Origin of the sequence: Proteus sp. fly-1008, assembly GCF_040140305.1 — a bacterium.
Taxonomy (GTDB): Bacteria; Pseudomonadota; Gammaproteobacteria; order Enterobacterales; family Enterobacteriaceae; genus Proteus; species Proteus vulgaris_B.
On the sequence record NZ_JBEEWH010000010.1, the window covers coordinates 133613 to 155663 of the forward strand.

The 22051-nt window shown below is 37.7% G+C and carries 20 protein-coding genes, 2 tRNA genes and 1 other annotated feature; of the genes, 16 read left to right on the plus strand and 6 right to left on the minus strand.

Going from position 1 to position 22051, the window contains the following annotated elements:
- The 5 genes from ABN256_RS15615 to ABN256_RS15635 all read left to right on the plus strand — a co-directional run bounded on the left by ABN256_RS15615 (position 1) and on the right by ABN256_RS15635 (position 3593).
- Positions 1-77 (plus strand) — tRNA-Arg (locus ABN256_RS15615).
- A gap of 54 nt (positions 78-131) precedes the next feature.
- Positions 132-208 (plus strand) — tRNA-Arg (locus tag ABN256_RS15620).
- A 185-nt stretch (positions 209-393) separates the two neighbouring features.
- Complete coding sequence (gene gshA / locus ABN256_RS15625; RefSeq protein WP_072070883.1) at positions 394-1977, plus strand: glutamate--cysteine ligase; 1584 nt, start codon at positions 394-396, stop codon at positions 1975-1977.
- 162 nt (positions 1978-2139) lie between these two features.
- Entirely contained in the window at positions 2140-2655 is a 516-nt protein-coding gene (gene luxS / locus ABN256_RS15630; protein WP_072070882.1) for an S-ribosylhomocysteine lyase, read from the plus strand.
- Positions 2656-2843: 188 nt separating this feature from the next.
- A complete protein-coding gene (locus tag ABN256_RS15635) occupies positions 2844-3593 on the plus strand; it encodes a hypothetical protein (protein WP_196553676.1) in 750 nt (249 codons plus the stop codon).
- A gap of 45 nt (positions 3594-3638) precedes the next feature.
- On the opposite strand, the gene ABN256_RS15640 is transcribed toward ABN256_RS15635, so the two are convergent.
- Positions 3639-4913, minus strand: coding sequence for a CNNM domain-containing protein (locus ABN256_RS15640; RefSeq protein WP_196553677.1), 1275 nt, complete (start codon positions 4911-4913; stop codon positions 3639-3641).
- Positions 4914-4946: 33 nt separating this feature from the next.
- The gene (locus ABN256_RS15645) at positions 4947-5747 is read right to left on the minus strand and encodes a cytochrome C assembly family protein (protein WP_166540969.1); all 801 of its coding nucleotides are present in this window, start codon (positions 5745-5747) and stop codon (positions 4947-4949) included.
- A 172-nt stretch (positions 5748-5919) separates the two neighbouring features.
- Here ABN256_RS15645 and ffh point away from each other — a divergent pair, with 172 nt between their 5' ends.
- The 7 genes from ffh (at position 5920) to tyrA (ending at position 12070) form a co-directional block, all read left to right on the plus strand.
- Positions 5920-7281: a signal recognition particle protein gene (gene ffh / locus ABN256_RS15650; RefSeq protein ID WP_109396311.1), complete on the plus strand. Its 1362-nt coding sequence runs from the start codon at positions 5920-5922 to the stop codon at positions 7279-7281.
- A 137-nt stretch (positions 7282-7418) separates the two neighbouring features.
- Positions 7419-7667, plus strand: coding sequence for a 30S ribosomal protein S16 (rpsP, locus tag ABN256_RS15655; protein WP_004244772.1), 249 nt, complete (start codon positions 7419-7421; stop codon positions 7665-7667).
- Positions 7668-7685: 18 nt separating this feature from the next.
- Positions 7686-8231, plus strand: a complete 546-nt coding sequence (rimM, locus tag ABN256_RS15660; RefSeq protein ID WP_072070878.1) for a ribosome maturation factor RimM — start codon at positions 7686-7688, stop codon at positions 8229-8231.
- Between the two features lie 38 nt (positions 8232-8269).
- Entirely contained in the window at positions 8270-9022 is a 753-nt protein-coding gene (gene trmD, locus ABN256_RS15665; protein ID WP_072070877.1) for a tRNA (guanosine(37)-N1)-methyltransferase TrmD, read from the plus strand.
- A gap of 52 nt (positions 9023-9074) precedes the next feature.
- A complete protein-coding gene (gene rplS, locus ABN256_RS15670) occupies positions 9075-9428 on the plus strand; it encodes a 50S ribosomal protein L19 (protein ID WP_036932575.1) in 354 nt (117 codons plus the stop codon).
- 387 nt (positions 9429-9815) lie between these two features.
- Positions 9816-10910 (plus strand): 3-deoxy-7-phosphoheptulonate synthase, encoded by a 1095-nt coding sequence (locus ABN256_RS15675; protein ID WP_115350333.1) that lies wholly within the window; start codon positions 9816-9818, stop codon positions 10908-10910.
- A gap of 35 nt (positions 10911-10945) precedes the next feature.
- Positions 10946-12070 (plus strand): bifunctional chorismate mutase/prephenate dehydrogenase, encoded by a 1125-nt coding sequence (gene tyrA, locus ABN256_RS15680; RefSeq protein ID WP_349439703.1) that lies wholly within the window; start codon positions 10946-10948, stop codon positions 12068-12070.
- A 283-nt stretch (positions 12071-12353) separates the two neighbouring features.
- Here the strand turns inward: tyrA and ABN256_RS15685 are convergent, their stop codons facing one another.
- Positions 12354-12509: a hypothetical protein gene (locus ABN256_RS15685; RefSeq protein WP_349439704.1), complete on the minus strand. Its 156-nt coding sequence runs from the start codon at positions 12507-12509 to the stop codon at positions 12354-12356.
- A gap of 442 nt (positions 12510-12951) precedes the next feature.
- Here ABN256_RS15685 and ABN256_RS15690 point away from each other — a divergent pair, with 442 nt between their 5' ends.
- Entirely contained in the window at positions 12952-14292 is a 1341-nt protein-coding gene (locus tag ABN256_RS15690; protein ID WP_109409473.1) for an anaerobic C4-dicarboxylate transporter, read from the plus strand.
- Between the two features lie 88 nt (positions 14293-14380).
- Here the strand turns inward: ABN256_RS15690 and pheA are convergent, their stop codons facing one another.
- The 3 genes from pheA to bamD form a co-directional block, all read right to left on the minus strand.
- A complete protein-coding gene (pheA, locus tag ABN256_RS15695) occupies positions 14381-15538 on the minus strand; it encodes a bifunctional chorismate mutase/prephenate dehydratase (RefSeq protein ID WP_349439705.1) in 1158 nt (385 codons plus the stop codon).
- 36 nt (positions 15539-15574) lie between these two features.
- Positions 15575-15691, minus strand: a sequence feature (Phe leader region).
- Between the two features lie 155 nt (positions 15692-15846).
- Positions 15847-16182, minus strand: coding sequence for a ribosome-associated translation inhibitor RaiA (gene raiA, locus ABN256_RS15700; protein ID WP_072070873.1), 336 nt, complete (start codon positions 16180-16182; stop codon positions 15847-15849).
- 271 nt (positions 16183-16453) lie between these two features.
- Complete coding sequence (gene bamD, locus ABN256_RS15705; protein WP_349439707.1) at positions 16454-17188, minus strand: outer membrane protein assembly factor BamD; 735 nt, start codon at positions 17186-17188, stop codon at positions 16454-16456.
- Positions 17189-17323: 135 nt separating this feature from the next.
- On the opposite strand from bamD, the gene rluD reads away from it, so the two are divergent.
- The 3 genes from rluD to clpB all read left to right on the plus strand — a co-directional run bounded on the left by rluD (position 17324) and on the right by clpB (position 21752).
- A complete protein-coding gene (gene rluD, locus ABN256_RS15710) occupies positions 17324-18301 on the plus strand; it encodes a 23S rRNA pseudouridine(1911/1915/1917) synthase RluD (RefSeq protein WP_072070871.1) in 978 nt (325 codons plus the stop codon).
- Positions 18302-19033, plus strand: a complete 732-nt coding sequence (yfiH, locus tag ABN256_RS15715; protein ID WP_196553680.1) for a purine nucleoside phosphorylase YfiH — start codon at positions 18302-18304, stop codon at positions 19031-19033. It abuts the gene before it with no gap.
- Positions 19034-19178: 145 nt separating this feature from the next.
- Entirely contained in the window at positions 19179-21752 is a 2574-nt protein-coding gene (gene clpB, locus ABN256_RS15720) for an ATP-dependent chaperone ClpB (RefSeq protein ID WP_196553681.1), read from the plus strand.
- Positions 21753-22051: the final 299 nt, after the last annotated feature.

Below are 22051 nucleotides of genomic sequence, written 5' to 3' on the forward strand. Positions count from 1 at the left end.
GCATCCTTAGCTCAGCTGGATAGAGTACTCGGCTACGAACCGAGCGGTCGGAGGTTCGAATCCTCCAGGATGCACCATCTTTTATCAGATATCATCATAGTAAATTATTTCTAGAATAATTCGTTAGACCTGCATCCTTAGCTCAGCTGGATAGAGTACTCGGCTACGAACCGAGCGGTCGGAGGTTCGAATCCTCCAGGATGCACCATCTTTAAAGCCTCGCAAATAGCGAGGCTTTTTGCTTTCTATAATTCTCTTATTTTTTATAATGTTAAACTTTTGTTTAGCATCAACTAACAACGCTAACATCATCTAATCAGCGACAATTTAGTGACTTTACGATAAAGTAACTCCTATCTATTTACTTACATTAATCAACGCGGGAGGTCACCTTTGATCCCGGACGTATCCAAAGCACTTTCTTGGTTGGAAGCACACCCTAAAGTTTTATGTGGCATCCACCGTGGTATTGAGCGCGAAACCTTAAGAGTAACGCCAGAAGGCAATTTAGCATCAACAGAGCACCCTATTTCATTAGGTAAATCATTAACTCATAAATGGATCACAACGGATTTCGCTGAATCCCTGTTAGAGTTTATTACACCTGTTGATGACAATATTTCACATACCCTGCATTTTTTAGGTGATTTACATCGTTATACGGCGCGTCACTTAGATAATGAACGTATGTGGCCTATGAGTATGCCTTGCTTTATTGAAGCGGAAGATAAGATTACGCTTGCTCAATTTGGCACATCCAATGTAGGGCGTTTTAAAACCCTATATCGTGAAGGATTGAAAAATCGTTATGGTGCTTTAATGCAAACCATTTCTGGTGTGCATTATAATTTTTCATTGCCTATTGAATTTTGGCAAGCATGGGCGAATGTAAAAGATGAAGAAAGTGGTAAAGAAGCTATTTCAGACGGTTATCTACGTTTGATCCGTAACTATTATCGTTTTGGTTGGGTTATTCCATTCTTCTTTGGTGCATCGCCAGCAATTTGTGGATCTTTCTTGAAGGGAAGAGAAACAAATTTACCATTTGAAAGTACGCCCAAAGGTGCGAAGTATTTACCTTATGCGACGTCATTACGTTTAAGTGACTTAGGATATACCAATAAATCGCAAAGTGATTTAGATATTACCTTTAATCATCTCGAAACCTATGTTAAAGGGCTGAAAAAAGCGATTCATAAACCATCTGACGAATTTGCTAAACTGGGTGTTAAGAATAAAGATGGTGAGTATATTCAATTAAACACCAATGTACTGCAGATTGAAAATGAGCTTTATGCGCCTATTCGTCCTAAGCGTGTCGTTAAAGGGGATGAATCGCCTTCTGATGCTTTATTACGTGGTGGTATTGAATATATCGAAGTTCGTTCGCTTGATATCAATCCATTTACGCCAATAGGTGTCGATGAAACTCAAATTCGTTTCCTTGATTTATTTTTAATTTGGTGTGTTTTAGCTGATGCGCCAGAAATGAATGCTTCTGAATTAGCGTGTTGTCGTGCAAATTGGAATAACGTTATTCTAGAAGGGCGTAAGCCTGGTCAAGTTATTGGAATGGGTTGTGGTGAGAGAAAAGAGCCATTAGCACAAGTTGGTAAAGCGTTATTTGCGGATTTAAAACGTGTGGCAAATGTTCTTGATTGTTGTTCTGGCACAAAATATATGGAAGTTTGCGTTAAGTTAGAAGAAATGTTTGATAATCCAGAACTAACCTTCTCTGGCAGACTGTTAGAGAAAATCAAAACACAAGGTATTGGTAGTTATGGTTTATCTTTAGCGGAAGAGTATTACCAAGAATTAATTAAAACGTCTTATGAAACGTTGACTGATGAAGCTTTTGATCATGAGAGAATTTCATCCATAAAACGTCAAGAAGAGTTAGAAAAGAGTGATACCATTTCTTTTGATGAGTATTTGAAGATCCATGCAGGGGCAAATGCCGATAACGTGGCTTCCTAAACTTAGATAGAAAAAAGCCACACTAATATTTGTGTGGCTGAAAAATTCTATAGAGAAATAGGGATGATAACATTTTGCGCGTATTCATTACTAAGACCGGGCTACTTGCAGAAAGTTTCATTTTTTCTTAAAAATATTTAAATTTTTCTTAGGAGGTTTTTTATGCCTTTATTGGATAGCTTTACTGTTGACCATACACGTATGTCCGCACCAGCTGTACGCGTTGCTAAAACAATGAAAACGCCATCTGGTGATACTATCACGGTATTTGATTTACGTTTTACTGTGCCAAATAAAAAAGCCATGCCTGAGAAAGGAATTCACACATTAGAGCACTTGTTCGCTGGCTTCATGCGTAACCATCTTAATGGTAATGGTGTTGAGATTATTGATATCTCCCCAATGGGATGCCGTACAGGCTTCTATATGAGCTTAATTGGGAAACCAGAAGAACAGCGAGTTGCTAATGCATGGAAAGCAGCAATGGAAGATGTTTTGAAAGTAAAAGATCAAAATCATATCCCTGAGTTAAATGTGTATCAATGCGGTACTTATGAAATGCATTCTCTGACTGAAGCACAAGATATCGCACGAGATATTTTAGCTCATAATATTGGTATTAATCATAACGACGAATTAGCACTTCCTGAAGAGACATTAAAAGAGCTACATATCTAGACTTAGCTACTTTATAAAACTAGGGGACAATAGATCAAGAAATTCGCATCCTGATTTATTGTCTCTTTTTATTCTAATTACCATCCTATTTTTTTTCGTTATCCCATTGTTTTATTTTCTTATCTTCTTATATTGTTATCACAATAATGGATTAAATTTATGCTTAATACACGGAGTACACTTTTGTTATGGAAAATCACCAATTCTCATCGCCTAAATTGGTTTTAGAGTTTTTTGTTCGAGAATTTTATTTTTTTGGTAAAAGCACGTTACGCACTCAATTTCCTAAAGATGCTTTTTTCTATCAAGGCCCTTCTAAAGCACAAGAATATCGTTATTTTGAGAGTGTACATAAACAGCATGTTAGGCGGTTTCACTCTGAACCAGAGCTCATTATCAAGCCTGAATATTTGTTATTCTCCTCAGAAATAGAGACTCAAAGATTTGCAAAAATAACTAAAGCTGAAACTAATACGATAATAAAAATCGGTGGAGATTATCTCTATAAAGAAAAAGAAGATGAAGAATATCATTGGTATTTTCAGGAAGATAGAGTTAAAACTAATAGTTATTCTGGTGAAAATTTAGATTTAAAATATGAAAACATTCAGACTTTAGCGCCTCATCATTTCAATATTGAATCAGTAAAAGATGATGGTTCTATCATTACTAATTTTCCACGTAAGTCTCTTTCTCTTACTTTAAACAGAGGCGAAATAGCGTGTTTTATTTGCCGACGAGAAGAGTATGGTTATTCTTATTCTCATGAACCTGCGCTTAACTTAGTGATGTGGGTAAAGAATCATGGTTTTTATTCTGATTATCAACAAGTAAGGCCCACTCAACTTAAGACAGAACAAGTGATAGAGCCTTTCTATTTAAATCACGCGAGAGAATTTGATTTTCGTAATAGCAAATTACGATTTGAGCTCGGATAAACAGCAAAAATAAAGCGCTTAAATAAGCGCTTTATTTTGTATTCATCAATGATGAGGGAACACGAGGTGGCGAATTAAAGCCTTTTTGATGACGTTGTCCTGAACTTCAAGTATTTCAAACTCATAATCACTGACTTTTATTTTATTGCCGACAACGGGTAAGTCGCCAAGCTCTTCAATAATGACGCCGTTAATGGTTCTGGCTTCATCTTCAGGTAAATGCCAACCAAATGCTTTATTGATATCTCGAATATTTGTTGTACCGTCAACGAGCAATGAACCATCTTTTTGAGGGATAACTTCTTCTGCTAATGAAGGTGACATTGAGGTGGTAAAATCACCCACAATTTCTTCTAGAATATCTTCAACGGTGACTAAACCTTGAATTTCACCGTATTCATCAACCACAATGCCTGCTTTTTCATTATTCCGCTGAAAATTAACAAGCTGTAAATTTAAAGGTGTGCTTTCAGGGATAAAATAGACTTTATCAGCTGCTTTCATCAAAATTTGTTTGGTGAATTCTTTTTTCTCAGTCATTAAGCGATAGGCTTCTCGTACTCGCAGCATACCAATGGCATCATCAAGAGTATCGCGATAAAGCACTATTCGACCATGAGGAGAATGAGTTAACTGTCTTACGATGGATTTCCATTCGTCATTGACATCGATACCAAAAATCTCATTTCTTGGCACCATAATATCGCCAATAGTCACTTTCTCTAAATCAAGAATAGAAATCAACATATTTTGATTTCTTTGGGAAAGCTTTGATTTCGACTCATTTACAATAGTTCGTAGCTCTTCTTTTGAAACGGCATTACCTTGTATTACTGGCGATTTGATCCCTAAAATTCGCATCAGTATTAATGTAATTTTATTAAAAAACCAAACAATAGGCAGCATCAGTGTTTGCAAAGGAGAGAGAACGACACTACTTGGATAAGCAACTCGTTCTGGATACAGTGCCGCGATTGATTTTGGAAGCACTTCAGCAAAAATGAGGATAATAAAGGTCAGGACACCTGTGGCTATAGCAACACCAGCATCACCATATAAACGCATACCCACAATAGTCGCTAATGCAGATGCGACGATATTAATCAGATTATTGCCAATTAATACCAAACTGATCAATCTGTCGGGGCGTTGTAATAGTTTTTCAACACGTTTTGCAGAGCGATTTCCTTGTTTGGCTGCATGACGAAGACGATAACGATTAATCGTCATCATGCTGGTTTCTGTTCCAGAAAAATAAGCTGAGGCAATAATCATCGCTATTAGTATGATAATGAGCGTAGTTGTCGAGACATGCTCCAAAATTGAGATCCTTTTGCTACCCTAAAATAAAAATTAATTAAGCACTAACTCTTGTAATAAACGATTACCAAAAAAAGCTAATGTCAAAATAATGGCGCCAATCAAGTTAAAAATAATGACTTTTTTCCCTCTCCATCCTTCGCGGAAATGCCCCCATAATAAAATGACGTAAACAAACCAAGCGATGATAGAAAAAATTGATTTATGGATATTTTCTTTACCAAAAATATTATCCATATACACCAAACCTGTACACAATGTTAGGGTTAGTAATACAACACCCACTTGTGTGATGTGAAACATTTTTCGCTCAATTGTCATTAATGGTGGCATTTGAGGTGAAAATTTTAGCTTCTTATTCTTTAGTTGATAGTCTAGCCAACTCAGTTGTAATGCATATAACGCCGCAATCAATAATGTGGCATAACTTAATAATGCAAGCCCAATGTGAATAAAGAGTGATGTGCTACTTTCAAGATGTGTAACAAACTCACCAGGCATGAGTGCCGCGATGACAAGATTGACTATTGCAAAACAATAAACAATAGGCAGTAAAAACCATGCTCGGCCACGAGAAGCCACAATCGTCATAATAACGCAGACCATCAGGCTTACAACGGCACCTAGATTGGTGAGTGAAAGATCCTGCCCGCTGTGAGGGCGGAAAATTAAAAATTTTAATGAAATAGCATGCGCAACAAGCGCAATAACCGCGAAGAGGAGTGCTAATCCGCGGTATCCATTTTGCTCTTTTCGTAACAGACCTGGCAAAATGAGCACCAGACTGAGTAAATAAGCGCAGACAGCGACGATAGAGATTGATATAACGGGCATAGTTTCGCTTACATATATTGTTTGAATAACTTCCTAGTATAGCGCTAGGAGCATTCGGCTCCAACTATTGAAGTCATTAAGCTTAAATCTCTATGCAGAGATCCGCGAGTCATCGTGATATAATCGATGGCATACATACTGATAAGCCCAACTTTAACACTGAGCTAAGATAATGTTTGAGAATTTAAGTGACAGATTATCGCGCACGTTGCGCAATATAAGTGGTCGAGGAAGACTGACCGAAGAAAACATTAAAGAGACACTGCGTGAAGTGCGTATGGCGTTATTAGAAGCCGACGTTGCCTTACCTGTGGTTCGTGATTTTATTGCGCGAGTTAAAGAAAGCGCAGTAGGACATGAAGTTAACAAAAGCCTGACACCGGGTCAGGAGTTTGTGAAGATAGTTCAAAATGAACTCGTCAATGCGATGGGTGAAGTCAATACTGACCTTGATCTTTCTGCTCAGCCACCTGCTGTTGTTTTAATGGCAGGCTTGCAAGGTGCTGGTAAAACAACCAGTGTTGCAAAATTAGGTAAATTCTTAAAAGAGAAAAAGAAGAAAAAGGTTCTGGTTGTTTCTGCTGACGTTTATCGCCCAGCGGCAATTAAACAACTTGAAACATTGGCTGAAACAGTTGGTATTGATTTCTTCCCATCAACAGTGCAAGAAAACCCTGTAACGATTGCAAGCAATGCATTAAAACATGCACAGCTTCAATTTTATGATGTATTACTTGTGGATACCGCAGGACGCTTGCACGTAGATGAAGGCATGATGGAGGAGATCCAGCTTCTTCATAAAGCCATTAATCCAGTTGAAACTTTATTTGTTGTTGACGCTATGACGGGTCAAGATGCAGCAAATACAGCAAAAGCCTTTAACGAAGCATTACCATTAACAGGGGTTGTCTTAACGAAAGTTGATGGTGATGCGCGTGGTGGTGCGGCATTATCAATTCGTCATATCACAGGCAAACCTATCAAATTCCTCGGTGTTGGGGAAAAAACAGAAGCTTTAGAACCTTTCCACCCAGATCGTATTGCCTCTCGTATTTTAGGCATGGGTGATGTTCTGTCTTTGATTGAAGATATTGAAAGCAAAGTTGATAGAGCTCAAGCTGAAAAGCTGGCGACGAAACTTAAAAAAGGTGATGGCTTTGATCTAAATGATTTCTTAGATCAATTAAAGCAAATGAAAAACATGGGCGGCATGGCGAGTATGTTAAGTAAAATGCCAGGTATGTCTCAGGTGCCAGATGCTGTAAAATCACAAATGGATGATTCAATTTTAGTGAAAATGGAAGCTATTATTAATTCCATGACTAAAAAAGAGCGCCAAAAACCCGAAATCATCAAAGGGTCTCGAAAACGCCGTATTGCGACGGGTTCAGGAACGCAAGTGCAAGACGTCAACCGTTTGTTAAAACAGTTTGATGATATGCAACGCATGATGAAAAAAATGAAAAAAGGTGGCATGGCTAAGATGATGCGTAGCATGAAAGGTATGATGCCACCGGGATTTCCAGGCCGTTAAAATCAAAAAGCCGGAAAAAAAACGTGCTTTGGATTGCTTTTTTCCCCAAAGTGAGTAAACTTTTCGGGCTTTTTATATGACAACCGGACTCCGTTCCTCGATGGCGTCTGGTTGTTTTATTAACTAATGAGGATGTTATGGTAACAATTCGTTTAGCTCGTGGCGGCGCAAAAAAGCGTCCGTTTTACCAAGTAGTAGTAACCGATAGCCGCAATGCGCGTGATGGTCGTTTCATTGAACGCGTAGGCTTTTATAACCCACTGGCAACCGGTAATGCAGAAGAATTACGTTTAGACGTAGACCGTGTTGAACACTGGGTTGCTCAAGGCGCAACTGTTTCAGAACGTGTTGCTGGCCTGATCAAATCAGCGAAGAAAAGCGCTTAATCTGTCGCGGTGGTAACAATGAGCGAACAAAAAACCTTAAAAGAGCCTGTAGAACCTATTGTTATGGGTAAGTTGGGCTCACCTTACGGGATCCGTGGTTGGCTCAGAGTTTTTTCCTCCACCGAACATGCCGAAAACATTTTTGAATATCAACCGTGGTTTATTCAACGACATGGACAATGGGAAACCATTGAAATTGAAAGTTGGAAACATCACAACCAAGATATTATCGTTAAGCTAAAAGGTATTGACGACAGAGATGCAGCTAATTTCCTGACTAATGTTGAAATTGTCGTGAATACATCGCAACTACCTGAACTTGACGGTGAGTATTACTGGAAAGATCTGATGGGTTGCCATGTTGAAACTGACAAAGGCTACGATTTAGGTGTCATTACTGACATGATGGAAACCGGTTCAAATGACGTAATGGTCATTAAAGCTAATCTGAAAGATGCATTCGGTGTTGGGGAACGGTTAGTTCCGTTTCTTGATGGGCAGGTTATCAAGAAAGTCGATCTCTCAGCGAAAAAAATTATCGTTGATTGGGATCCTGGTTTTTAGATTATCCGGTTAACGGTTCTCAATAGTGGGACACGAAAATGTGGATTGGGGTAATTAGCCTATTTCCAGAAATGTTCCGCTCTATAACCGAGTACGGGGTGACTGGTCGGGCAGTTAAGCATGGTTTGCTTAATGTAGAATGTTGGAATCCCCGAGATTTTACATACGACAGACACAATACCGTTGATGATCGTCCTTATGGCGGTGGTCCTGGTATGTTGATGATGGTACAGCCCTTAAGGGAAGCCATTCATCAAGCGAAAGCTGCGGCAGGTGATGGAGCAAAGGTGATTTATTTATCACCTCAGGGACGCAAACTCGATCAACAAGGAGTTTGTGAACTGGCAACAAATGAGAAGCTAATTCTAGTTTGTGGTCGGTATGAAGGTATAGATGAGCGTGTCATCCAAACAGAAATCGATGAAGAATGGTCTGTGGGTGATTACGTATTAAGTGGTGGGGAATTACCTGCCATGATAATGATAGATGCTGTAGCACGTTTTGTTCCGGGGGTTCTCGGGCATGCAGCTTCAGCAAAAGAAGATTCTTTTGCTGAAGGTTTATTGGATCATCCTCACTATACTCGCCCAGAGGTATTAGATGGTATGGAAGTTCCGGCAGTTCTACTGTCAGGTAACCATGCACATATTAATCGCTGGCGTATGAAACAATCACTGGGTCGAACCTGGCTAAGAAGACCTGAGCTTCTGGAAAGCCTAGCTCTGACTGACGAGCAAAGAGTGCTGTTAACAGAGTTCCAACGGGAATATCTGGAAAGTACAGCAGAGTAAGTCTGACACATGGTGTCATTAATATCAGTTTACCTAGGGTAAGAGAGTTATTATGAGCAATATTATTAAGCAAATCGAACAAGAACAAATGAAGCAAGATGTACCTTCATTTCGTCCAGGCGATAATGTAGAAGTTAAGGTATGGGTTGTTGAAGGTTCTAAAAAACGTCTGCAGGCATTCGAGGGCGTGGTTATCGCTATTCGTAACCGCGGTCTGCACTCTGCATTTACTGTTCGTAAAATTTCTAATGGCGAAGGTGTTGAGCGTGTATTCCAAACTCACTCTCCAGTCGTAGATAGCATCACTGTGAAACGTCGTGGTGCGGTTCGCCAAGCTAAACTGTACTACCTGCGTGAGCGTTCAGGTAAGGCTGCTCGTATCAAAGAGCGTCTTAACGCTAAATAATACGCTTTCGCACATCCGAAAGTTATTGTTAAAAGGTCAGCGTTTGCTGACCTTTTTTTATGGCGAATTTTTATTATATTTTTATTTGTTTTTATATTCCTCTCTTTTTGCTCCTCTTATTCCAAGATTCATTAAAAGATAATGTGTAAATATTTAATTACATATTTTTCTTTTAATTTAATCAAAGTCACATTTTTATTATCGTTTGAATAAAATTTAACTCATTGTAATTTAATGATTATATTTTATTAACTCGTCTTTTGTAAACTTTTTATTACACTCGTGTCAATTTTATTGAAAATACGGATTGATTTCTTTACATTGCATGTTATCTTATCTTTTAGACAGACAACAAATCACAATGACAGATATAAAAAGGTAAAAATTATGATCATGCAAAAAGACGCACTCAATAATGTGAATATCAGCGAAGAGCTGGTTTTAATTACGCCTGAAGAGTTAAAACAAAAATACCCATTGAGTCGCAATGATCTGCATGCCATTGCTCAATCACGTCAAACAATCTCTGAAATTGTTCAACGTCGTGATCCTCGTTTACTTGTGGTATGTGGGCCTTGTTCCATTCATGATGTTGATGTTGCTATCGATTACGCAAAACGTCTGAAGGTATTAGCGTCTGAATTAAGTGATAGTCTGTACATTGTGATGCGTGTCTACTTTGAAAAACCTCGTACAACAGTGGGTTGGAAAGGTTTAATTAGCGATCCATTTATGGATGGTAGCTTTGAAATGGAAAAAGGGTTACATATTGCCCGTAAACTATTAACTGAACTCGTACAATTAGGCTTGCCTTTGGCAACAGAAGCATTAGATCCTAATAATCCACAATACTTAGGGGATTTATTTAGTTGGTCTGCGATTGGTGCAAGAACAACAGAATCTCAGACTCACCGTGAAATGGCATCAGGGCTTTCAATGCCGGTGGGTTTTAAAAATGGAACCGATGGCAATCTAGATACGGCAATTAATGCGATGAAGGCTGCCTCTATGCCACACCGTTTTATGGGAATTAATCAATCAGGGCAGGTGTGTTTACTACAAACGCAAGGTAACCCTGATGGACATGTTATTTTACGCGGTGGTAAAACGCCAAATTACCATGAAGAAGATGTGGCGCAATGTGAAGCCCATATGGTAAAAGCAGGATTAAAACCGTCATTAATGATCGATTGTAGTCACGGCAATTCAAATAAAGATTTCCGTCGTCAAACCGCCGTGGTGGATTCAGTGATTGAACAGATCACTAAAGGTAATGAATCTATCACCGGTATTATGTTAGAAAGTCATATTAATGAAGGCAATCAATCATCAGAACAGCCTCGTAGCGAAATGAAATATGGTGTTTCAGTCACCGATGCATGCATTAGTTGGGAAACAACAGAATCTGTATTAAGAAATTTACATGCACGAATTTCACCTATTTTAGCTCAGCGTGAAGAGCAATTTAAAAAAGTAAGTTAAGTTAGATAATCATAAAGAAAAAGAGGCAAGCATAGATGGCTGAAGAATTACAACATTTGCGTGAGCAAATCGATCAGGTCGATAAATCACTGCTTTCTTTACTTGCGAAAAGAATGCAATTGGTAGCTGAAGTTGGTGAAGTTAAGAATCGCCATGGGTTACCGATTTATGCTCCTGATAGAGAAGCCTCAATGCTTACTTCTCGACGTAATGATGCGCAGAAAATGGGAATATCCCCAGATTTGATTGAAGATGTGTTACGCCGAGTAATGCGTGAATCTTATACCAAAGAGAATGACAAAGGCTTTAAAACGCTAAATCCTCAACTGGGTAAAATTGTAATTGTGGGAGGAAATGGCAAAATGGGAAAATTATTTTCCCGTTTATTTACCCTTTCTGGCTATCAAGTTGAAAGTTTAGAAGCAAATGAATGGCAAACGAAATCACCTGCTATTTTTGATAATGCAGGAATGGTAATAATTAGTGTACCTATCCATTTAACTGTTGAGGTTATTGAGAAGCTTCCTCTTTTACCTGAAAGTTGTTTGTTAGTCGATCTCGCTTCTATTAAAAAAGCACCTTTAGAGGCGATGTTAAAAGCGCATAGCGGTCCTGTTCTTGGTCTTCACCCTATGTTTGGTCCTGATGTACCGAGTTTAGCAAAACAGGTTGTGGCTTATTGTGAAGGCAGAAATCGCCAAGCATTTGAGTGGTTACTTGAGCAACTGTTAGTTTGGGGAGCTAAAATTGAGGCAATTACGCCAGAAGAGCACGATAAAAACATGAGTTTTATTCAAGCCCTTCGACATTTTACAACCTTTGCTTATGGCCAACATTTAGCTAAAGAAAACGTCGATTTAGCAAGCTTATTGCGGCTTTCATCTCCAATATATCGTTTGGAGTTGGCAATGATAGGGCGGTTATTCGCTCAAGATCCGCAACTGTATGCAGATATTATTTTATCATCCAAAGAGAATATTGAATTAATTCGCAGGTATCATCATTCTTTAGGCCAAGCTATCGATTTATTGGATATTAATGCAAAGAATGAATTCATTCATTCATTTAATAACGTGAGTGATTGGTTTGGTGATTATGCTTCTCAATTTATGAAAGAGAGTGGTGTACTATTACAGAAAGCTAATGATAGTCGTATTTAATTAAATGATAAATCGAGACGAAAGCCGAATAACGTATTTTGTTATTCGGCTTTTTGTTGGCTCATTATTCAGTAAATATGTAATATTATATTACTAATCATCATCACAAGGTGGCCATAGACAGCGAGTTGTGTCGAACGTACTAGGCGAGCTTTGAGCTCAATGTAGTATATTTTTCTGTTTACTATGAAAATATGCTCCCGCATAACTTGTGAATACTAATGTGATTATTAAAATATATAATTTATTCATAAAATCTCCTTTAAATTAATATAATTATAAATTAGTAATCTTTAGGATCAGGGCATGGACTGACCGTACAAAAATATGAGTTAGGATCGTTGATTATTGAATAAGATTGATAGTGACTGTATGTATCAATATTATCATAGAGTGAAGTGATAAATGGTTTTAAAATCAATACGATAAATGTATTCATATTTTCTCCTTCTATATATTCAAGATTCAAAGTATACCAATAAGGCCCAAATCTCTTTGGTTGATAATAGACTTTTTTACCAAGGGAAATATATTTTTAAAAACAACAATTTAAATATAATTTTTTAATAGAGGGAGAAAAATTTATTTTTATAATAAAGTGATTTCTATTTTCGCGCTATATTGTTATTGAGTTGTTATTATCTGGTTTAATTAACTGATAATTAATGTTCAATGTTTTATTTTTATTAAAAATTAATTGTTGATGAGATCTTAAAATAAAATAAAAAAAGGAAGTGATATTAAAAATATCGCCTTGATCAAATAATGAAAAATAAGATGTAGATAAATTACCCTTATATGGATGAGTTTTGCAAAAGATGTTTAATTATTAATTGTATTATTTTTAATTGTATTCGGATGTCTTTTTTAAGGGGTAAACTATGGATTTCATAATACAACTTGCCATTATATTAGTGTGTCTATTTTATGGAGCAAGGAAAGGGGGAATAGCATTAGGTCTGCTCGGTGGTGTTGGTCTGGTTATTTTAGTTTTCATTTTTAACTTACCACCAGGAAAGCCACCAGTTGATGTAATGTTAGTTATTATTGCTGTTGTTTCAGCATCTGCAACATTGCAAGCGTCGGGTGGGTTAGACGTTATGTTGCAAATAGCAGAAAAATTATTACGCAAAAATCCAAAATATATTTCTATTGTTGCACCACTCGTAACTTGTACTCTTACAATATTATGTGGTACTGGGCACGTCGTTTATACCATATTGCCAATTATCTATGACGTGTCGATTAAAAATAATATTCGCCCAGAAAGACCAATGGCAGCAAGTACAATTGGCTCGCAAATGGGGATTATTGCAAGTCCTGTTTCTGTTGCTGTTGTAACTTTAGTGGCAATGTTAGGTGATGTCACTTTTAATGGTAAACATCTTGAGTTTTTAGATTTATTAGCTATTACCATTCCTTCTACTTTTATTGGTATTTTAGCGATTGGTATTTTTAGTTGGTTTAGAGGTAAGGACTTAGATAAAGATCAACGCTTCCAAGAGTTTATTTCAGTTCCTGAAAACCATGATTATGTTTACGGTGATACAGCAACACTTTTAGATAAAAAGTTACCAATGAAAAACTGGGTGGCAATGTGGATATTTTTAGGTGCTATTGCCGTTGTTGCGATATTAGGTGCTTTTTCTGAAATACGCCCTGTATTTAATGGCAAACCGTTATCTATGGTGCTTGTTATTCAGATGTTTATGTTATTAGCAGGTGCATCAATTATTATTATTTGTAAAACTAATCCGTCTCTTATATCTAAAAATGAAGTATTCCGTTCAGGGATGATAGCAATTGTTGCTGTATATGGTATTGCTTGGATGGCAGAAACTATGTTCTCTGCACATATGAAAGAAATAGAAGCAGCATTAGGGCAATTAGTAAGAGAATATCCTTGGGCTTATGCTGTAGTTTTATTACTGGTATCGAAATTTGTTAACTCTCAAGCAGCTGCTTTAGCTGCAATTGTTCCTTTAGCATTGGGTATTGGTGTTGATCCTGCTTATATTATTGCATCTGCACCAGCTTGCTATGGTTATTATATTTTGCCAACTTATCCTAGTGACTTAGCGGCTATTCAATTTGACCGTTCAGGTACAACTCGAATAGGGCGTTTTGTTATTAACCATAGTTTTATCCTTCCGGGATTAATTGGTGTAACAGTTTCCTGTGTCTTTGGTTGGGTGTTTGCAGCGATGTATGGTTTCTTATAATTAGTGATAATGTAAAAATATGAGATAAAAAGAAAAGCCAGATGGTAATGCACTATCTGGCTTATTTATTGAGTCGTGGGCTTTTTTATTATTTTACTTCAACAGGTACTACGTTCTCTGAAGGATAACAGCCTAATATTTTTAATGACCGCGTTGTTTGTGATAAATCATGTAAAGCCTTTTGCATATTTATATCACGCAAATTAGCTTGAACATCAATATAAAACATTTCTTCCCAAGGCGTACCATTAATAGGGCGAGATTCTAATTTCGTCATAATAATGTCGTATTTTTTTAAAATCATTAAAGCATCGACTAAAGCACCTGCTTGTTGTCCTGTAGCCATTAAGAACGTTGTTTTTGCAGGAACTTGCTCTGACACATCAATCGCTTTACGTGCAATAACAATAAAGCGTGTTACGTTTATTTGCTGGTTTGCTAAATTATTCGCTAAGGGCTTTAAACCATAAAGAGATCCACCTGCTTCACTACCAATAGCTGCAACATGTGGTGATTGTGCAAGAGCTACTTTTTCCATTGCCGCTGCCGTACTTTCGCAATATTCAATTTTCCAGTTTGGATACTGATTTAAATAATGGCTGCATTGTTGGAAAGGTTGAGGGTGGCTATAAATAATTTGTAATTCTTCTGTCGAACTATCAACGCTTGTTAAAAGCGCATGATTAATCGGAATACGAATTTCACCCACAATAGACAGTGAAGTTGTTTGTAGTAAATCGTAAACATCATTAATTGCGCCAGAGCTGGTATTTTCAATAGGCAATAAACCGTAATCAGCTTGTCCTGTGTCAACCAGTGTGAAAATATCGTCAAATTTTTGACAAGTACAATCGATGATTGTATCAAAATGACGGGCTGCATATTGGCGAGCAGCAATATGTGAATAAGAGCCTTTCGGGCCTAAATAAGCAATCCTTGCAGATTCATTTGGTGTCGCATTTAGGTGTTGCTGTAAAATCGCTTGTTGGGTTAATACGGAATCTTCAATAATCATTTGGAAAATACGGCTGATATAAAAACCATCTAGACCAACTTTTTTTCCTTTCTCAATTAATAAATCAAGTAATTCACGCTCACGATTTTTATCTCTAATAGGACGATGTGTATTCAATTTAAATTGAGCGACATCAGCAGATAATTGGCGTCTATTTGCTAACAACGTGAGTAATTCTGAATCTAACGTTGTGATTTTATCTCTGATTGCTAATAAATCGAGTTTTTCCATGTTTTAGCCCTATATCTTTGCGTCATACCATTATAAATAAAAAAAGCCTCCATTTTTGGAGGCTATTGTCGTTCTTACTTTTCTTTCTGAAATGACAAAGCCTCTTAATTAAAGAGTAAAAAGAAAAAGAAGAAAGACAAAAATGAATACATCGTCATTATATTGTTTGGTAAATTATTTAACATATAGCTATCAAACATGATGATGTGAAAGGAGTCAAGAAAAATACAATAAAAAGCGCATCGCTAGGATGCGCAGAGGCGTTTTGAGTCAGTGATTTATTCTAATTTTTAATCTAGCTTTACTATTTATATTTCATCGACAAGTAAATTTTCTTCTTTCAAACTGTTATCAGCCCGACGAGATTCATTTTTATGCTGAACCTTGTTTAATTGACGCTCAAGTTTCGCTAACAAATCATTAATAGCGACATACATATCTGCGTGTTGTGCATTAGCGACTAATTGCCCATTTGGTATGTGAATGCTGGCATCAACACTAAAACCTTTAGGGTCTTTTGTCAGAATAATACGAGGATTGATTAAATTCACCTGCCATTTATTAAGTTTAGTTAGACGGCTTTCAATGTGTTCACGTAGTGCTGGGGTAATTTCCATTTGCTTGCTAGTAATATTTATAATCATATAGTTACCTCTTAATTACTCCGTCTTCGATAACTTCAGAATATCGTGATACACAATTTAAAACATGATCAAAATCACTTTTTGTTAGTTGTATGTGTAACTAGTAATAGAAACGTGACAAATGATAAATAGCTGAAAAAGAACGCTTGTTAAGTTGTATTTATTCAGTCATATTAGGAAAGTTGGGCTGATGAAAAGTAAAGACAATTTAGCTAAAAAAGAATAAAAAAACAGCAGCGATAAGCTGCTGTTTTTGATGGTGATGTTTGGGTTAAGCTGGATTTGCAGCAATCAATGAAGCCACTTTATCTGCTTCTTGTGTCAGACCTAACTCTTTATAGGCGTTTTCCATGTATTCAAGTGCATCACGAGTAGCTTGTGTATCAGGATAATCACGCATCATTTGCTCTACTCTATTAATAACCGCGACATAAGCCCCTCGTTTAGTATAGAATTTCGCAACTGAAAGTTCATACTTCGCTAAACGGTTTTTAAGAAAGACAAGGCGCTTGGTTGCATCAGCGACGTAAAGGCTATCAGGGTAATAACGTACTAATTGACTAAAGTCTTTAAATGCCACAATTGCATGCTGAGGATCACGGTCTGAACGATCAATACCAAAGAATCCTTGTAATGCACTATCATCTAATGCTTGAGCTGTTAAGCCTCGCATATAAAGAACATAGTCAATATTAGGATGGGTTGGGTTTAATCGCATAAAACGGTCAATTGCAGCAATCGCCATTGGTAGTTCTGCTGATTTATAATAAGCATAAATCAAGTCGAGCTGAACTTGTTGCGAGTAAGGGCCAAAAGGATAGCGATTATCGAGAGACTCTAATTGTTTGATAGCCGCTCCATAATTGCCATCTAGCAATTTTTCCTGACTGGTTGTGTAAAGCTCAGAAGGAGACATATCGGCAGTAGCGTCTTTGTCTGAACTCGAACAGCCAGAAAGTAACAGGCTTACAGTGGCCGCTGCCACCAGGTATTTAATGCGTCTCATCACGTATTGATTATCCTCTGAATAGGTTTGGGGAGTCTCTCCGTGAAGCTCCCCTAAAATCGGTTACACTATAACTCATTTTAAATGAAACGGCTGTGCCGTCAAAACACTAACTTAATTAATAGAAAACTATTTATGTCTCAACAAATACGACTTAATGCTACAGTCGCAGATTCACAGCTGGGTCAACGCTTAGATCAGGCTTTGGCCGAAATGTTCCCTGATTATTCAAGATCTCGTATAAAAGAGTGGATCTTAGACAATAGAGTGCAGGTTAACGATAAAATCATCAATAAGCCAAAAGAAAAAATGCTTGGCGGTGAAAAAATTGAAGTCGATGCCTTAATTGAAGAGGAAGTACGCTGGGAGCCTCAGAATATTCCGTTAAATATCGTTTATGAAGATGACGATATTTTAGTTATCAATAAGCCAAGGGATCTCGTTGTTCATCCTGGTGCTGGTAACCCTGATGGTACCGTATTAAATGCATTACTTTATCGTTATCCTGAAATTGCTAATGTACCTCGCGCAGGTATTGTCCATCGTTTGGATAAAGATACAACAGGTTTAATGGTTGTTGCAAAAACAGTTCCAGCTCAAACTCATTTAGTTGAAGCTTTACAACGTCGTGAAATCACGCGTGAGTATGAAGCAGTTGCTACAGGAAGGATGACTGCGGGTGGTTTAGTTAATGAACCAATTTCTCGACATCCAACTAAGCGTACGCATATGGCTGTACACCCAATGGGTAAACCAGCAGTAACACATTATCGTGTTATGGAGCATTTCCGTGCTCATACTCGTTTACGTTTACGCTTAGAAACGGGGCGTACCCATCAAATTCGTGTTCATATGGCGCATATTCATCATGCTTTAATTGGTGATCAACTTTATGCAGGAAGACCACGTCCTTTAAAAGGTGCATCAGAAGAGTTGCGCGAAACGCTACGTTTATTTGATAGACAAGCATTACATGCAACGATGTTACGCCTTTATCATCCGATCACAGGTATTGAAATGGAATGGCATGCGCCGTTACCTGATGATATGGTTAAGCTTATCGATGTACTAAAAGATGATGCTGAACAATTTAAAGATGAAATGGATTGGTAAATGACTTCATTGATTTTTCCAGATTGGCCACAACCTGAGAATATTGGGGCTTGCAGTACGCTTAGAGAGGGAGGTATCAGTTTACCACCTTATCATAGCCTTAATTTAGGTACACATGTTGGTGATGAATTATCTCGCGTTGAAGAAAATAGGCGCAGACTTTGCCAAGAAGCTCAGTTACCTGAAATGCCATTATGGCTTGAACAAGTTCATGGCACTCACGTTGTTACGTTAAATACTGAGAAAAATAATGAAGTAGAAGGTGATGCCCTTTATACCGCTACCGAGAAAAAAGTTTGTGCAATTATGACGGCAGATTGTCTACCTGTTCTTTTTACAACGCGTGATGGAACAGAAATTGGCGCAGCACATGGTGGGTGGAGAGGGCTTTGCCATGGTGTATTACAAAATACACTTGCACAGTTTAAAGCACCAAAACATCAAATAATGGCATGGCTGGGACCTGCAATTGGCCCTAATGCTTTTGAGGTTGGAGCTGAAGTACGTTTGGCCTTTATTGAAAAAAATAAGGCCTTTGATCCTGCATTTATTCCTCATAATGGTAAATATTTAGCTAATATCTATATGTTAGCGAGAATAATTTTACAGGAAAATGGGGTAACTCAGATTTACGGTGGTGATTTCTGTACTGTGACAGAGAAATCGCGTTTCTTTTCGTATAGACGTGAACAGATAACAGGTCGAATGGCGTCATTAATCTGGATTAAATAAACTTCTCTCAACCGTTTTTCTCACTTATCTCAAATATTGATAAATATTTTTGCTCAAAATTTTTATTTTGAGCTTGAATATTGTCAAAATGACCTCATCTATTCTCCAGTTACGAATTTTACTTTAAATTTTACTTGGAGGTGTTATGCGCCTGGATAAATTAACCAATAAATTCCAGCAAGCTCTCGCAGACGCCCAGTCATTGGCACTTGGGAACGATAATCAATTTATAGAACCCATACATTTACTGAGTGCGTTATTTAATCAACAAGGTGGCTCAATTCGCCCTCTATTAACATCATCGGGTGTTAATGCATCGCAATTTAATGAGCGAATTAATGAAGCTTTGTCTCGATTACCTAAAGTTGAAGGTGCTGGTGGAGAGGTTCATCCCTCTAATGATCTGATTAAACACCTTAATTTGTGCGATAAATTGGCACAGAAAAAAGGTGATGATTTTATTTCGTCAGAGCTTTTCCTTTTAGCTGCAATGGAAACCGGTGGTCAAGTTGCTGATATGCTAAAAGCTGCGGGTGCAAATAAAGCAAGTCTTGAAATAGCGATTGAAAAAATACGTGGTGGAGAAACAGTGAACGATCAAAATGCAGAAGACCAACGTCAGGCATTGAAAAAATATACTGTGGATTTAACGGAAAGAGCAGAACAAGGCAAACTCGATCCTGTCATTGGTCGTGATGAAGAAATCAGAAGAACCATACAGGTTTTACAACGTCGTACTAAAAATAACCCAGTACTTATCGGGGAGCCCGGAGTTGGTAAAACGGCGATTGTTGAAGGATTAGCTCAGCGTATTGTTAATGGCGAAGTGCCAGAAGGTTTAAAAAATAAACGAGTACTCTCCCTTGATATGGGGTCATTATTAGCAGGCGCTAAATATCGTGGTGAGTTCGAAGAACGTTTAAAAGCCGTTTTAAATGATTTATCTAAACAGGAAGGCAGTGTCATTCTGTTTATTGATGAATTACATACTATGGTTGGCGCTGGTAAAGCTGATGGTGCTATGGATGCGGGTAATATGTTAAAACCGGCATTAGCACGTGGTGAGTTACACTGTGTTGGGGCAACAACACTTGATGAATATCGTCAATATATTGAGAAAGATGCTGCTTTAGAACGTCGTTTCCAAAAAGTGTATGTAGCAGAGCCAACAGTAGAAGATACTATCGCTATTTTACGTGGTCTGAAAGAACGTTATGAACTTCATCATCATGTTCAAATTACAGACCCAGCTATCGTTGCAGCTGCGACTTTATCACATCGCTATATTTCTGACCGTATGTTACCAGATAAAGCGATTGACTTAATTGATGAAGCAGGTGCAAGCCTACGTATGCAAATGGATTCAAAACCGGAAGCATTAGATAGACTTGATAGACGTATTATTCAGCTGAAACTTGAACAACAAGCCCTGCAAAAAGAGTCTGATGATGCAAGTAAAAAGCGTTTAGAAATGCTAAATGAAGAGCTTGCTGAAAAAGAGAAAGAGTATTCTGTTTTAGAAGAAGAGTGGAAAGCAGAAAAAGCAGAGCTGACAGGAACTCAACATATTAAATCAGAATTAGAGCAAGCTCGTATTGCATTAGAGCAAGCTCGCCGTAGTGGTGATTTGGCAAAAATGTCAGAAATCCAATATGGACAGATCCCAACGTTAGAAAAACAGCTTGCTGAAGCGAATAAAGCTGAAGATAAACATATGAAGCTGTTACGTAATAAAGTCACTGATGCTGAAATTGCTGAAATCTTAGCGCGTTGGACCGGTATTCCTGTTTCTAGAATGCTAGAAGGGGAGCGTGAAAAACTGCTAAGAATGGAACAAGAATTACATAGACGTGTTATTGGTCAGGCTGAAGCTGTTAGCGCAGTATCAAATGCGATACGTCGTAGTCGTGCTGGGTTGTCTGATCCTAATCGCCCAATTGGTTCGTTCTTATTTTTAGGACCAACAGGTGTGGGTAAAACAGAATTATGTAAAGCATTAGCAAACTTCTTGTTTGATAGTGATGATGCAATGGTTCGTATCGATATGTCTGAGTTTATGGAAAAACACTCCGTTTCTCGTTTAGTCGGTGCGCCTCCAGGATATGTTGGTTACGAAGAAGGTGGGTATTTAACAGAAGCCGTTCGCCGTCGTCCTTATTCAGTCATCTTATTAGATGAAGTTGAAAAAGCGCACCCCGATGTATTCAATATTTTATTACAAGTATTGGATGATGGTCGTTTAACGGATGGGCAAGGTAGAACAGTCGATTTTCGTAATACTGTTGTGATTATGACATCAAACTTAGGTTCTGATTTAATTCAGGAACGTTTCGGGACACTTGATTATCCTGAAATGAAAACAATAGTGATGGATGTAGTTGGCCATCATTTCAGACCAGAGTTTATTAACCGTATTGATGAAGTTGTGGTATTCCACCCATTAGGTAAAGAAAACATTGCAGCGATCGCACAAATTCAGTTACGTCGCTTATACCAACGTTTAGAAGAGCGTGGTTATCACGTCACGATTACAGGTGCGGCATTAGAAAAATTGAGTGAAGTTGGTTTTGACCCAATTTATGGTGCTCGCCCATTGAAACGAGCTATCCAACAAGAGGTTGAAAACCCATTAGCTCAAGATATTTTGTCAGGCAAGTTATTGCCAGGCAAAGAGATTATCTTAGATTTAGATGATAATAAGATAATCGCAAAACAATAATTGATGTTTTATCTATTTATTAGCAAAGCCTACAAACTGAAGTTTGTAGGCTTTTTTATTATGGGCTTTAGCAAGTTTAAGTCGTGTCAGCGTCTTAAATATAATTATTTTGTTTGTTTTATAATCGATATGTGATTATTATTTATCCATTAGTCATCGGTTTGCTTACAAAGCGCGCTATCGAAAAGTTTTTTGAAAATAATACTTGTCACATTCAGAAAACTCCCTATAATGCGCATCCACTGACCGGCGATGAGCAAACAACTAGCCACGCAGGACGGTGAAGAGAAAAGAAAAAA

Bases quoted from the DNA above. Each gene is read 5' to 3' on its own strand.
- ABN256_RS15635 (WP_196553676.1), top strand. From the start codon at position 2,844: ATGGAAAATCACCAATTCTCATCGCCTAAATTGGTTTTAGAGTTTTTT.
- bamD (WP_349439707.1), bottom strand. From the start codon at position 17,188: ATGAGACGCATTAAATACCTGGTGGCAGCGGCCACTGTAAGCCTGTTA.
- clpB (WP_196553681.1), top strand. From the start codon at position 19,179: ATGCGCCTGGATAAATTAACCAATAAATTCCAGCAAGCTCTCGCAGAC.
- ABN256_RS15685 (WP_349439704.1), bottom strand. From the start codon at position 12,509: ATGAATACATTTATCGTATTGATTTTAAAACCATTTATCACTTCACTC.
- ffh (WP_109396311.1), top strand. From the start codon at position 5,920: ATGTTTGAGAATTTAAGTGACAGATTATCGCGCACGTTGCGCAATATA.
- pheA (WP_349439705.1), bottom strand. From the start codon at position 15,538: ATGGAAAAACTCGATTTATTAGCAATCAGAGATAAAATCACAACGTTA.
- rimM (WP_072070878.1), top strand. From the start codon at position 7,686: ATGAGCGAACAAAAAACCTTAAAAGAGCCTGTAGAACCTATTGTTATG.
- ABN256_RS15645 (WP_166540969.1), bottom strand. From the start codon at position 5,747: ATGCCCGTTATATCAATCTCTATCGTCGCTGTCTGCGCTTATTTACTC.
- trmD (WP_072070877.1), top strand. From the start codon at position 8,270: ATGTGGATTGGGGTAATTAGCCTATTTCCAGAAATGTTCCGCTCTATA.
- rpsP (WP_004244772.1), top strand. From the start codon at position 7,419: ATGGTAACAATTCGTTTAGCTCGTGGCGGCGCAAAAAAGCGTCCGTTT.
- luxS (WP_072070882.1), top strand. From the start codon at position 2,140: ATGCCTTTATTGGATAGCTTTACTGTTGACCATACACGTATGTCCGCA.
- ABN256_RS15690 (WP_109409473.1), top strand. From the start codon at position 12,952: ATGGATTTCATAATACAACTTGCCATTATATTAGTGTGTCTATTTTAT.
- yfiH (WP_196553680.1), top strand. From the start codon at position 18,302: ATGACTTCATTGATTTTTCCAGATTGGCCACAACCTGAGAATATTGGG.
- ABN256_RS15675 (WP_115350333.1), top strand. From the start codon at position 9,816: ATGATCATGCAAAAAGACGCACTCAATAATGTGAATATCAGCGAAGAG.
- rplS (WP_036932575.1), top strand. From the start codon at position 9,075: ATGAGCAATATTATTAAGCAAATCGAACAAGAACAAATGAAGCAAGAT.
- tyrA (WP_349439703.1), top strand. From the start codon at position 10,946: ATGGCTGAAGAATTACAACATTTGCGTGAGCAAATCGATCAGGTCGAT.
- raiA (WP_072070873.1), bottom strand. From the start codon at position 16,182: ATGATTATAAATATTACTAGCAAGCAAATGGAAATTACCCCAGCACTA.
- rluD (WP_072070871.1), top strand. From the start codon at position 17,324: ATGTCTCAACAAATACGACTTAATGCTACAGTCGCAGATTCACAGCTG.